The sequence below is a fragment of the Streptomyces sp. NPDC001816 genome, from assembly GCF_042892235.1.
GTDB lineage: Bacteria > Actinomycetota > Actinomycetes > Streptomycetales > Streptomycetaceae > Streptomyces.
On the sequence record NZ_JBIATY010000009.1, the window covers coordinates 326,200 to 339,356 of the forward strand.

10 protein-coding genes are annotated in these 13,157 nt (G+C 66.8%); 8 read left to right on the forward strand and 2 right to left on the reverse strand.

Annotation, left to right across the window (positions count from 1 at the left end):
* Window positions 1–2 precede the first annotated feature (2 nt).
* A complete protein-coding gene (locus ACFYZZ_RS30555; protein WP_389182630.1) occupies window positions 3–2,291 on the reverse strand; it encodes a hypothetical protein in 2,289 nt (762 codons plus the stop codon).
* 4 nt (window positions 2,292–2,295) lie between these two features.
* The gene (locus ACFYZZ_RS30560; protein WP_389182633.1) at window positions 2,296–2,751 is read right to left on the reverse strand and encodes a hypothetical protein; all 456 of its coding nucleotides are present in this window, start codon (window positions 2,749–2,751) and stop codon (window positions 2,296–2,298) included.
* A 488-nt stretch (window positions 2,752–3,239) separates the two neighbouring features.
* On the opposite strand from ACFYZZ_RS30560, the gene ACFYZZ_RS30565 reads away from it, so the two are divergent.
* The 8 genes from ACFYZZ_RS30565 (at window position 3,240) to ACFYZZ_RS30600 (ending at window position 13,142) form a co-directional block, all read left to right on the forward strand.
* On the forward strand, window positions 3,240–3,641 hold the full coding sequence (locus tag ACFYZZ_RS30565; protein ID WP_389182636.1) for a hypothetical protein: 402 nt from the start codon (window positions 3,240–3,242) through the stop codon (window positions 3,639–3,641).
* 2 nt (window positions 3,642–3,643) lie between these two features.
* Window positions 3,644–5,440 carry a hypothetical protein gene (locus ACFYZZ_RS30570; RefSeq protein WP_389182707.1) on the forward strand — a complete coding sequence of 599 codons (1,797 nt, stop codon included), beginning with the start codon at window positions 3,644–3,646 and terminating at the stop codon, window positions 5,438–5,440.
* A 90-nt stretch (window positions 5,441–5,530) separates the two neighbouring features.
* Window positions 5,531–6,757 (forward strand): S8 family serine peptidase, encoded by a 1,227-nt coding sequence (locus tag ACFYZZ_RS30575; RefSeq protein WP_389182638.1) that lies wholly within the window; start codon window positions 5,531–5,533, stop codon window positions 6,755–6,757.
* Between the two features lie 142 nt (window positions 6,758–6,899).
* Window positions 6,900–7,250, forward strand: coding sequence for a WXG100 family type VII secretion target (locus ACFYZZ_RS30580; protein WP_386576370.1), 351 nt, complete (start codon window positions 6,900–6,902; stop codon window positions 7,248–7,250).
* Window positions 7,251–7,327: 77 nt separating this feature from the next.
* Window positions 7,328–7,627, forward strand: coding sequence for a WXG100 family type VII secretion target (locus ACFYZZ_RS30585; RefSeq protein ID WP_094221041.1), 300 nt, complete (start codon window positions 7,328–7,330; stop codon window positions 7,625–7,627).
* Window positions 7,628–7,740: 113 nt separating this feature from the next.
* Window positions 7,741–8,715, forward strand: coding sequence for a serine/threonine protein kinase (locus tag ACFYZZ_RS30590; protein ID WP_389182642.1), 975 nt, complete (start codon window positions 7,741–7,743; stop codon window positions 8,713–8,715).
* A gap of 12 nt (window positions 8,716–8,727) precedes the next feature.
* Window positions 8,728–10,923: a protein kinase gene (locus tag ACFYZZ_RS30595; RefSeq protein ID WP_389182645.1), complete on the forward strand. Its 2,196-nt coding sequence runs from the start codon at window positions 8,728–8,730 to the stop codon at window positions 10,921–10,923.
* Window positions 10,924–11,027: 104 nt separating this feature from the next.
* Complete coding sequence (locus ACFYZZ_RS30600; protein ID WP_389182648.1) at window positions 11,028–13,142, forward strand: protein kinase; 2,115 nt, start codon at window positions 11,028–11,030, stop codon at window positions 13,140–13,142.
* The last annotated feature ends 15 nt before the right edge of the window (window positions 13,143–13,157 follow it).

Below are 13,157 nucleotides of genomic sequence, written 5' to 3' on the forward strand. Positions count from 1 at the left end.
GCTCAGTCCTTGTACGGAGGCCGACCTCGGTAGTCGTTCTCATGCGAGCCCGTACCCAGGTAGCTGCCCTTCGTTTCTTCGATCCACTGCTGGTCGTCAGCGGTCTCTTTTGCCTTCGGGTGGTCCTTGAAGTATGCGTCGTAGGTTGATCCGAGGTCGTTGGCTCCCGTGCCGTAGAATTCCCGGCTGGTCATCTGCGACTGAGCGACCGGGTTGGATTCCGCAGCGTCCGTGGCTTTGTCAATTTCGTGCCCGACCAACGTGTTGGCCGCGTCGGTGAGTGTGTCCGCGGCGAGAGGGGCGATGACGAGTGCGGCGGCCGTTGAGCCGGGCAGCGGGACGGCGGCGATCCCGCCTGCGATGACCGCTCCCGCCACCAGCTTCTTCCAGTCGGCCGAACGGCCCAGCGCTTTGTTGGCTTCCTCGGAATTTGCTCCGTATGTGGTCTCCGCCTGCTGCACACGGGAGTTGTCCAGGATTCCACGGGATTCCGCACCGACCGCCATGATGTCCCGGGCATGGTTCATGTTGGCATCGCTAGTGGGCGGATGGGAATCCAGCATGCTCAAGGTGTAAAGGTGCTGAGCGGTCGTCACAGCCTTGTGCGAGTCCTCGTTCTGGCCGAGAACACTCAGAAAATCGATGGCTCCCTGGTTCCCGAACTGCGCGCGTCCGGCGTATCGGGCCGGAAAGTCGCTCGCGTCCTTGCTGTGGTCGCCGATGCCGGACAACTCGTAGTCGATGTCGTCGATGTACGCCCCGGCCATCTTGCCCAGGCTGTCCGTCAGCTCGGGCTGGTCGTGCAGCATCTTGGGACCGTCTTCGCTGCCGTAGAGATAGGCCACCTGTTCCATCACGGCGGCGGTCGCACCGGTGCGGTGATCACCGCCGGCCTTGACGGCATCCGCGCTGACGTCGTATGCGTACCCGGTCGTGGCGGCATCCAGGGCGTGACCGAGTGAGTCGCGCCCTGCGACGTAGCCGTGCTTGCCCTCCAGTGTCACATCGGGTGCCCAGACGCGGTCCTTGGTCAGGTACTTCAGGTGGTCGTTGACTTCGGATGCCTTGTTGACCGTGTCGCCCGCACCGTCGGGCTGGGCGAAGAACTGTGCCGAGGCGTCCGGGTTGTGGCCCAGAGCCTCCAGGAAACCGGTCACAGGGTCGCGGCCACGGTCGTTCTTGTAGCCCCAGAAGTTGAGGTCCCCCTGGTTCGCGTTGTTGACCCACAGGCTGATGCCCTCGCCGTTGACCTTCTTGTCGTAGGCGAGGAGCTTGTCACCGTAGTCGTTGAGGAACTGGTCGTCGTAGTCGCCGAAGCGCATCAGGTTGCTCATGACCGCGTACCCGGTCGGGTCGTTTGCGTCGTCGATACCGAGTTGGTCCGGGCCGAGCTTGATCATCTGATGCTCCCAGCCCTGTATCTTGTCGCTGTCCGAGAGCGTGGCCTGACCGATGATGATGCCGAGGTTCTTCTGGAGCTGCTTGGCCTGCTTGCCGCGTTCGGGGTCGTAGCCGCCCTGGTAGGGGTCAGCGATTCCGGCGTAGAAGGTGAGGACCTTCTTTGGCCCGACCTGCTCGGCGAACTCTTCGGCGAAGAGCGGGTCGTTCTTGTACTTCGCCAGGGTCGAGTTGAGTGAGGCGAGTTCCGTGTTCGTCACGTCATGTGGGTTCTTGGCGAGGATCTTGGCGAGCCTGTCCGCGTCGGCGATCGACTTCGCCGCGGAATCCCGGTTCTCATAACTAGCGTCTGAGAAGCCGCACTTGGCCTGGTCGACGATGAGGCGCAGCGCCTTGGCGGCGGTGGAGTCGCTCTCGGTGGCCTTGTTGAGAATGCGCTGGATCTCGTCGCGCAGATCGTTGACAGCCTGCTGGTCCGTTGCGCCAGTCCTACCGCTGGGATCCGACGCCCAGTCGGGGCGGGTGTTCGCGGCGACCACGAAGGTTCCGTCACCGGTGTCTGCCACTGTGAGGTGATACTGGTTCGCGCCGCGCTCGATGGCAGTCTGGACCTGGGTGCGGTAGTCGATGAGTTCGTCGCGGGTGTCGCTGAGGATGTTCGCGACGGTGTCGGCCTGCGTGTGGGCGTCGGCGTACTCGTCGGCGGTCTTGTCGATGAACTCGCGGGTCACGGTGGCGTTCACGCCCGCCCAATCGGCCTTGTGCGCCCTGCCCTTGAGGTTCTTGTCGGCGTCCTCGGCGAGGGCCTTGAGCTTCTTCGCCATGTTCCGCCAGTCGGTGATCGCCTCGCCCAGCTGATGGAAGTTGCCATATCGGAGTGCGTCGAGATCCATCGGCTCAGCTGCCCTTCCGCTCGTCGAAGCCCTGGTCGAGCGTGGCGATGCTGCTCAGCGTGCCGGCGATGTACACCTCGTCCCCCGCGTGCGCGCCCTTGGTGTAGTCGAGGTGGTTGGAGATGTGAGCCGTGGCATCGAGGAGGGTCTGAACCTGGTCCACCCAATGCTGCGCGACATGCTCGAGCGCGGCGCCGATCTCGAACCCCTCGCTCCTCAAGCCGTCGGCGGCCTTCAGGGAGTTCATCCGGGCGAGATCGCTGTCGTGCTGAAACGCCTGATGTAACTCGTACGCGGCATTGCCGACGGCGGCGAGGTCGGTCTGGTTGACGCGAAGGTCCCCCTGAGGGTTGGCGCTGCCGCCGGGATCGACTGGAAGCTGGTTGAGCTGCATGTGCGTTGAGCCTTGGCGACGCTGCAGGGCGTCACCCTTCAGCTGTTCCCACTCATCCCAAGCCATCGGCGGAACTCCTCCCCGTTGTCACCATGGACTGCCTACTCCGCTCCCAGTGGCCTCCGAGACTCGGATGTGACTCGAGGGAACGTTTGCCGCACGCTAGCAACTTCTTTACCGCACCGAGGTAGTTGCTACGGCGTCGCCCACGAGCGGGTGTAGAAGTTTGATGAAGATCGCAAACGGTGCAACGTCGCCGGTGTCGACCACGTTCAAGATTGGGCCGTGCTCGGCGGGGGCGCAACGCGGAGTGCTGCGGGCTCGTTCACAGCAAACCGGCAAGTCGGGCAAACTGTGGCACCTGAGTCGGGCTCGTAACCGAGTTAACACACATGCTCGGTTGGACCGGTTGGACGGGTTGACTAGAGTGGTAAACGCGTTGTGAGACGCAGCTCGCTTTGCGATCGTACGGCGAGCGGTCAGACCGTCTCGTTCACGAGGCGTACGGGGAAACGGGGAGGAGCGTCGTGCTTCCGGCAGACATGGTTGGGGGCGTGTCGGCGGCGAACCTGGAGGCCAGCGGGGACGCGCTGAAGAAGTTCGTCAGTCGGGTGGACGGGGTGCTGAAGGACCTTGAGGGGTCGGCGGGCAACCCGGCGCGGGTCGGGGAGCAGGCAATCCGTCAGGGGTCGCTGAGCAGCGGGGCCGGGGCTTTCCATGAGGCCGACGCCCTTTACGGGACGTTCAACGCGGTCCACGAGAAGCTCACCACCCTTTCCAGGACCTTGCACCTGCAGATCGAAGCCATCGGCATCGCGGTTCTGGGTGCGAAGGGGACCTTCGACAACCTCGAAGAGGAACAGCGTCGTCGGTTCTACGAGATTCAGTCGGAGATCAAGCAGCTCAATCCGCAGGACAACAAGAAGGCTGGCGGCGACGCTGGGGTGGTGGCGTGACGATGACCGACAAGCACAAGGCGGACCTGGATCGGGCCTCCGCCCAGAACAACGTCACGGACTACGCCCGGGGTCTCGGGGAGCATCCTTACGAGGGCGGCGGCCCTGTCGGTTTCGTCGACAACGCGATTCGCGGTGCGGTCAAGCACACCCCGTATTCGCAGGCCATGGTCAATCGTACGGAATTCGACCATTACGACCTCAACGCGATGATCGACCTGGTCGAGCAGACGGACCCGGAAGACCTGGAGTCCTCCGGCCGGGCTCTCTGGGACGCGCGCGATGCCATCAAGGCGGCGGCCGACGAACTCAAGGGCCAGTTCCACACGGTCCCATGGGTCGGCAAGGCTGGCGACAACTTCCGGACGTGGGGCGATGGGCTCGTTGCGAGCACCTACCAACTGAGTGGCTTCGCCGGCGGAGCGGGCGACCAGATCACCGCTGCCGCCGAGGGGCTGGCGTCCGTCCGGAAGGCCATGCCCCCTCGGGACACCCGAGCGAACCCGACACCCGCCAAGGACTTCCCTGCGCCCGCGAAGGTCGCGGGCAACAAGGACTACGCCGCTGCGGTCCAAGTGGAGAAGCACCGCCAAGAGGCGATCAACCAGATGAATCGCTTGGCGTCATATTACGCGGTGTCCAATCAATCACTGCAGGACTTGCACAAGAACGAGCCTGAGTTCAAGGATCTCCCCGAGGTCGGGGTGCCCAAGCCCACCTCATTCGCCGACCCCGGTCACGGAGGCTCCGCTTCACACGGTTCCACAGGTACAGGCTCGACGGCGGTCGGGGGGCATCACGCCACGGTGGCGCCGGTGCGTCACGCAAGTGTGCCCGACACAACCGGCATGCCTACGCCTGTGAAGCACCCTACGAACGAAGGCAGGCACCCGGACGTTCCTGTCGGAACGCATATCGACAGCACCGGCACGCTGCCTTCGCCCACGACCACCACACCTGGCCCCAGCCACACTCCGCCTGTTACAGGCACGCCCCCCACAAGCGGCAGCCAGCCCAATGTGTTCGACGGCGGGGGCTTCAGGTTGCCCGTGCCCAACGCCACCTCGGGCCGGGGCTTGAGCGGCGCCGGCGGTTTCCGTACCCCTCCGTCGGCTCAGGGGCGCGCGGGTACATCCGAGTTGACCAATCCGGGCTCCGGGCGGTCCACGGGGCGAGGGCCCATGGACCAGATGGGCCGCGCCACGTCGACTGGTCAGTCCGCCGTCAAGGGTGCCGGTTCCGGACCGAGGGCGTCCTCCCCTATGGGGAGAGGAGTCACGGGCGGTACGCCGCGACCCGCAGGCACGGCGGCACAGCGCACGACCAGCGGGCCGACGACCGGCGCTGGCCGGTCCAACGGAGTCGTCGGGGGGCGGCCCTCCACGGCGAATCCCTCGTCGAAGAACGGGTCGAGGATTCCTCGCGGCACGATCGTCGGGGGTGAGGGAGAAGCCAACTCCCGGACCGCGACGGGCCGGCTCGGCCAGCGCGGTGTCTTCGGAGTACCCGAGTCCGAGTCCACGGCGCGGCCCGGTTCGGGAGCGACTGGGTCCCGTGCCCGCACGGGAACGTCCGAGGCCGTCACCGGAAGGCCGACCGCACGCACCTCCGCGGCGGGAGCTGAGCGGAACGGAATGACCCGTGGTGGTGCCGGTCTCACGCGTGGCGCCGGCCACAACGGAAAGCCTGGCGAAGAGCGGAAGGCGGACGGGACACCGCGGCCCGACTACCTGGTCGAAGACGAAGAGACACACCTGCCGAACGGGCCCCGGCGCGATGTGCCGCCGGTCATCAACTGAACGCGAGCGAGGACATTCAACGCCATGAAGTCAGGGACCAGCCGACGAGCCGAGCAGGCTGAGCTCCGCAGGGCGCGCTACGGAAGGCGAGTGCGCGCGGCGGGTGCGGCCGTCGGCGCCCTGGCCGTTGTGACCGTGGGCTTGGCCCCGGCCGCCGCTGCCTCCGACGAACAGTCGAAGGAGTGGTACCTGGGCCCCATGCAGGCCGAGCAGATGTGGAAGGTGAGCACGGGGAAGGGTGTCAAGGTCGCGGTCATCGACACCGGGGTGAACGCGAACACGCCGTCGCTGAAGGGGCAAGTCCTGGCCGATGAGGTTCCCAAGGCGGTTGCCTACCACGCTACGGATGATTATGCCGGCCACGGGACGAGCATGGCTGAGCTGATCGCAGGTACCGGGGCTGGCGGTGGACTGAAGGGGCTGGCACCGGGCGCGAAGATTGTTCCGTACCGTGTTCAGCTCGAGGGGCTCAAGGACGGGAATGAGAAGGAGAAGACTCCGGAGGCCTGGCAAGCCCTCAGGGCAGCTGCTGACAGTGATGCAAAGATCATCAACATCTCATTCGGCGGTATGACTACTGAAGAGGATGAGGCTGCGGTCAAATACGCGGCCTCGAAGGGAAAGTTGCTGATCGCGGCAGTTGGCAACAACGGGAAAAATAGTTTCTCCGATTACCCCGCCTCCTACCCTTATGTCCTGGGTATTGCGTCGGTCGATCAGTCTCTCACGGTCTCGAAATTTTCTTCGAGCGCAGGCTATGCCGACTTGGCGGCTCCCGGTGAGGGAATTCCTGGGTATTGTGACGCCAATTTCCGCTCGTACTGCGAAGATAAAGCTGGTACGAGTCCGGCGACTGCACTCACCTCGGCCGCCGCCGCCCTGATCTGGTCGGCCCATCCGGACTGGAACGTGAACCAGGTGGTCAGGGCCATGATCGACACCGCTGGACGCAAGTTCCCGAAGGATGATCCGAGTAAGGACGTTGGCTACGGATTCATTCGTCCCCGCATAGTTCTCGCGAAGCCCCATTACAATCCTGGCCCGCCGAACGTCGACCCGCTCGCCAAGTACAACGGCGGGGACCTGCTGGCGAAGTCCTCAACCACCGCCTCGGCCTCTCCTTCTCCCTCTGCATCAGCCACGTCACAAGCCCAGGAAAAGGGTTCCACTGGGGCGACCTCTGCGTCAGGATCAAGCACGGAATCGTCGAGCGACAGCAACAGCAACACCCTCTGGATCGCGCTCGGCGCCATCGCCGCAATCGTCGTGATCGGCGGCGGAGGCCTGGCCGTCATGCGGGCGCGACGCGCCAAGTGACGTGATCAGTCGTCAACAGACGTAGCAGCCCTGTGCTGTTCGGGCAGAACAGGGACTTCGTACTCACCCTGCGGAGCGACAAGCGCAGCGGTGAGCCGAAACCATCAGATCAACAACGGACACACGAAAGGCAGGGCCGATCATGGCCGGCGGAAAGCAGAAGCTCGAAGATGCCGCAGTAGTCCACCTGCAGAAGCAGATGGCCGAGAAGTACGAGGGCATCCAGAAGCGGGTGCACGGGCTTCAGGGTGTCATCGACGGCCTCGAGGGCCAGTGGCAGGGTATCGGCCGTGCCGCCTTCGACAAGAAGCAGTTCGAGATCAACGAGTCGCTGCGCAACATCGGCAACATCCTCGGTGACGTCATCGAGGCGATGACCTCGACGCGCAACATCAAGGACAGCAAGGAAGACGAGGTGCGCGCGGCGGTCAACAAGATCGACCTCCAGGACGGCGCTCCCACGGTTCCGACGTCTTCCCTCAGCTCCTACTGAGTCGAGCGAGACACAGAACATCTGCCGGGCAGCCGGCGCACCCACCAGCTACACACCAGCGAGACGAGGGAACAGGCATGGCCAACAACGCTGAGGGACTGTCAGTCACTTATGACGGGCTCGACGTCGCGGCAACCAAGATCGGTAACGAGGCGAGCACGCTCGAGCAGGACCTGCAGGAGCTCCGCAAGATGGTCGTGAGCAGCCTGCAGTACTGGGAGGGCGAGGCCCAGGGCACCTTCAACGAGAAGCTGCACCGCTGGGACAAGGAGGCGAACGACATCCACCAGGCCCTGACCGGCATCGGCCACGTCGTCGCCCAGTCCGGCGGTACGTACATGGAAGGTGACAAGAAGGCGGCCTCCTACTTCCGGTAGGCCGAGCCTCGCAGAGGTAACTACTCCAGGGTGGGCGCGCGCGGGAGGCGCCCACCCTGCTGCTGTGCCGAGCCGAAGAGCCGGTCAGAGCCATCAAGGCACGAAGGGTGAACATGCGCGCGCCAGACACCGGATCGGGTACCCGAGGTACACGGCAGATCGGCCCGTACACGGTCGTCACCCGGCTCGACACCGGCATTCCCGCACACACACCCGTACCCGAGCACCGCTTCATCGCCCGCAGCGCCGACGGCGACCGCACCGTACTGCTCAGCAGCCCCCTGGCGACGGTCGACCCGCAGCGCTTCATGGCCGAAGCCGACACCTCCCGCTATCTCCTGGGTTCCTGGGTCCTCCCGGCCGTCGAACTCGCAGCCCCCGGCGAGCAGGCGTGGCATGCGCGCCCCTATCTGCCCGCGCTTCCGCTGCCCATCGCACTGGCCGTGCACGGCGGCCCGCTGCCCGAACGGACTGTTCGGGCGCTCGCCGTCGCCCTGGCCGAGAGCCTCGCCGTGATGCACGGGCAGAACCTGATCCATGCGGGTGTCTGCCCGTCCGCCGTGCTGATCGCCGCGGACGGCCCCCGGCTCACCTGCTTCGGAGCGGTACGGGCCGCCGCACCGGACGGAGTCGCACGGCAGGACGTGCCCGGGCTCGATCCCGGCACCCTGCCCCCCGAGCAGGCCGCGGGTGGGCAACCGCGCCCGCTGGGTGACGTGTACGCGCTTGGTGCGACGCTCGCCTACGCCGCCACGGGGTACGCGATGCCGGAGCGGGAAGAACTGCCGTCGGCACTGCGCTCGTTGGTCAGGCGGTGCCTGTCCCGTGACCCCGCCCAACGACCACAACTCTCCGAGATCGTTGATGAGTTGGCCGGGAGCGTCCCATTGGACGCTCCCGCGGGTTTCGCTTCGCCCACGCGTGCAGACACCCTCCTCGGTCCGGGGTGGCTCCCTGCCCGACTCGTCGCCGCCATCGTCCACCAGTCGGCGTCCGTGCTGGCTGCGGAAGTACAGCTACCGGCGCATACGGCCTGGCCGCTGGGCAGCGCACCGTCCCAGGCCCCCGTACCCCACCACAGCCACTGACGACAAGAACCCATGCCGACTCCCCTCACCCACGACGACCCCGTCACCCTCGGCGCCTACCGGCTCATCGCCCGGCTCGGCAGCGGAGGCATGGGCACCGTCTACGTTGCGCGCTCCGCCGGCGGACGTACGGTCGCCCTGAAGACCATGAACGCCGCCATCGCCACGGATCCGGCGGCCCGCACCCGTTTCCGGCTGGAGGTGGACGCGGCCCGGGTCATCGGCGAGCAGTTCGGGGCGCGGGTGATGGACGCGGATCCGCTGGCGGAGACGCCCTGGCTGGCCACGGAGTACGTGCTCGGGCCACCGCTCGACGAGGCCGTGGAAGCCGGGGGACCTCTGCCCGAGCAGTCCGTACGGGCCCTGGGTGCCGCTCTGTGCTCGGCGCTCGGCCAGCTGCACCGGTCGGATGTCGTGCACCGCGACCTCAAGCCGTCCAACATCCTCCTGACCGCCTACGGGCCGAAGGTCATCGACTTCGGCATCGCGCGGGCGATCGGCGACGACCGGCTCACCCGCGCCGGTGCCGCTGTCGGCACACCGGCTTTCATGTCGCCGGAACAGGCGACCGGACAGGAGCACGACGCGGCCGGCGATGTGTTCGCGCTCGCCGGAGTGCTGGTGTACGTGGCCACCGGGCGTGGCCCGTTCGGAAACGGGCAGGTGGCGGACCTGCTGTACCGGGTGCGATACGCGGAGGCGGACCTCAGCGGCGTTCCGGCCGCCCTCGCACCGGTGCTGGCCCAATGTCTGGCCAAGGAACCGGGGGCCCGACCCACCACGGCTCAGCTCGCGGCACAACTCCACGACGGCAAGGGTGAGTTCGCCGACCACCTTCCGCACGAGCTGCTGGCAGACATCGGACGGCGGGCCGCCGACGTCTGGCGGCTGGCGCCACAGCGGCTGCCCGCGCCGGTGGCCGGTCCGGAGGCCATGGCGGGCACCACGGCGGTCGGTCGTCGCCGGTCGCGCCGCGGGTTCCTCGCCCTCGGCGGCGCACTCGCCGTCGGAGCGGCGGCGGGCGGAGGCGCGTGGTGGTGGCAGGAACGCACCCCAGCACGGGGCGGCGGTGGCACGAGAACGAAGAGCAGCACCCACAGGACGCAGAACATCGAGCCGCTGTGGACGTACACGGTCAACGTCGTGGTCACGGCTGAGTTGGGCGCGGTCGTCCCCCGGGCGATCGGCGGAATGATCTACGTGCCCACGGGCGGTGGGAGCCAAGGTGTCAGTTCGGCGAGCGGAACCCGCAAGTGGGACAGCTACTACGAAGAAAGCAGTTGGCAGACGCTCGTGGCGGGTGGGAGGCTCTACCGCCTCTCGATCGGGGAGGAGACCAGCGACGGGATCGGGGCCGCCGTCACGCTCCAGACCGTCGACCCGAAGAACGGGAAGACGATCAAGACCCTGGCCCGGTTCGCGGGCACCAATAATGAGCTTCCGACACATCAACTCCTGTGCGTCACGGACCACGTCGCATACGTCGTCCTGGGCAAGGGGAAGAACGACGGGAGCGGCACCTTCTCGGTCGGGGAGACCGACACCCTGGGTGCCGCCGACCTCGAGACCGGCAAGCTCCTGTGGTCGAAACCGCTGCCCGTACGGTTCGAGTTGAGCGAGAGGCTGCATTTCCTCGCCGCGAAGGCCGTCGGCAGCCGCCTGGTGACACTCCAGGAAGTGAAGGACGGGACCGTCCACATCGTCGTTCGGGACGCCTCGACCGGCGCCGTCCTCTGGGAGCGGCCGTACGGCATTGACGAGCCGGACGTCCTGCGGGGCGGGATCGCCGCGGACAGCGATCACCTGTATCTCGGCGGCAGTCGGCTCTGGGCGCTGCGGCTGAGCGACGGGGCCGTGACGTGGAAGACCTCGACAGAGCACGTGTACGGTCCGCCAGTGCTCAAGGCGGGCATCCTGTACGCCGTGGGCGGCGGCGTCGGTTTGACGGCGGTGGACGCGCGCAGCGGAAAGGTGCTCTGGACCGAGCGCGGCGGGGAGGTGTCGGAGGCGTCCACCGCCTGGCCGCCCGTCCTCGGCACCCACTACGCGTACTACAAGAACGGGACTTTGCTGCGCGCGATCAGCTTGTCGAGCCACACTACTTCGCTGACATACCGGACGAGTGGCAGACAGTTCTACGCGGACGCGGACGCGAAGCTGGTCCTCGGCGTGGACAGCCTGAACCTGATCGCGTATCCCCTCCAATGACGTGACCTCGAAGCGGCAGAACACCAGTCGCGCGGAACTGCGCACGACGACAGCCTCGCCGCTCGGCCGCCCCCACCGACCCCTCTCGGGCAGAAGGACCCACCATGAAACCCCTCGCCACCGGCGACCCACTCCGCCTCGGTCCCTATCGCGTTCTCGGCGTTCTCGGCGAAGGCGGCATGGGCAAGGTCTACGTCGGCCAGGACGGTGCCGGTAGCCTGGCTGCTGTCAAGGTGCTGCGGCCGGAACTCACCCACGACACCCACCTCGCTCAGCGGTTCGTGCGCGAGGCGCAGGCCGCTCAGGCGGTGCGGAGCAACGGAATCGCGAATGTACTCGGCGCATGGACCGAGGGCGGACGGCCCTGGATCGCTACCGAGTTCCTCGCGGGACTCACCCTGGACCAAGCCGTCGACACCTACGGACCTCTCGACGAGTCGGCTCTGCGCGCCCTTGCCACCGCGCTCGCCCGGACCCTCGCCGACATCCACGCTGCCGGGTTCATCCACCGTGACCTGAAGCCGCCGAACATCGTGCTCACCTCGGCCGGACCGCGCATCATCGACTTCGGTATCGCTCGGCCCGAACACGGTCTGACCCTGACCACGACTGGGCAGGTGCCCGTCACTCCGGGGTACGGCGCTCCCGAGCAGGTGCTCGGTCGGCGGGTGACTCCGTCGGCGGACGTGTTCTCGCTCGGCGCGGTTCTGGCCTACGCGGCAAGTGGCAGACGGGCGTACGAGGGCTCGCATGTCGCGGCCGTGCAGTACGAAGTGGTGCACGGAGAACCACGGCTCGACGGCATCGCACCGCATCTGCAGTCACTGATCCTGCCCTGTCTGGCCAAGGAGCCGGCCGCGCGTCCTGCCCCGCCGCAGATCGTCCAGGCCATGGCGGCGCCCAAGAGAGCCGATCGGGTCTGGCGGCGCGGACCGGTTGCCGACGCCATCAGAGAGCGGGAGGTCGCGGCACGCCGACTGCCCCTCCCGGTCACGACGGAGACGGCTCCGTCCGTCACCCGCAGGCGGGTGCTCACCGGGCTGGCCGCCAGCGGCGTGGTCCTGGCGGGCGGGGGCGGCACGGCCGCGTGGTGGTTCGGAACACGCGGTGGATCGACGAGGACGAAGAGCGGTCCATTCGACATTCCTCCGGCGGTGCCTGTTCCCCTGCAAAAGCTGGACGTCCACGGCATCGAGGACCCGATCCTCCATGACGTTCAGCCGACGGAGCTCTGGGAAGTGCACGGCCAGGCGGACGCCTACTCTCAGACGCTGCTGCCGATCGGGGACGTCATTGTCTTCGGCGTCGCGACCGGCGGCATCGCGGGATTCGACATCACCAACGGCAAGCGCCGCTGGAGCGCGCCTCACGTCAGGACGAAGAGCGGCTATCTGTCTCTCTCCGACCGGCTGGTCGTCGGCGCCGACGACAAGGGTGTCCTACGGACGTTCGTGCCTTCCACGGGCGAACCCAAGTGGACGTGCCCGGCCGCGGAGACGGCGGCGCTGCTCGCGGCCGACGACGATGCCGTGTACCTGGTGACGAAGGACCACAGGCTGCGCAGCGTGAGCCGCTCCGACGCCAGGATCCGCTGGACGACTGCCGTCCCCACAAAGTTCCGCGGGCATCTGCTCGCCCCTGCCGTTGTCGGCCAGGGCAGGCTGGTCATATCGGCCGTGGACGGCACCGTGCTCGTCGTGCACACCAACGATGGCAGCACGGCGTGGACCCGCCTCGACCAGGACAAGGACCTCACGGTCAGCCCGGTGGTCTACGACGGCATCGTGTACATCAACGGCAAGTCCATGGACGCCCGCCGGCTCAGCGACGGAACGAGGATCTGGAACACCAAACTCGACGACTGGGCGACCGACGGGTACAAGTGGGGCCCTGCCGCGGTCTACACGGACGCGGTCTACACGAACGCGGGTACAGGCACCAGGTGCCTGGACAAGGGAAACGGCAAGGTGCTGTGGGAGGCGTCGCAGAACGCGACGTGGGGGAGCCCTGTGGTACGGCAGGGCCACGGCGTCTGGACGTTCGGCAGGACCCATAACGGGTATGGGCCACAGTTGTTGATCAATGCGGTGCGGTCCTCGGACGGAAAGGACTCACGGAGCTACATCGTCCCCGATCCCGACTACGCCCGCCTGGCCGCCGCCGGAAACCGCGTCTTCGTCATGTACGACAGCTCGGTCATCGCTCTTTCGACGTTCTGAGCGAGGAGCAGGTCG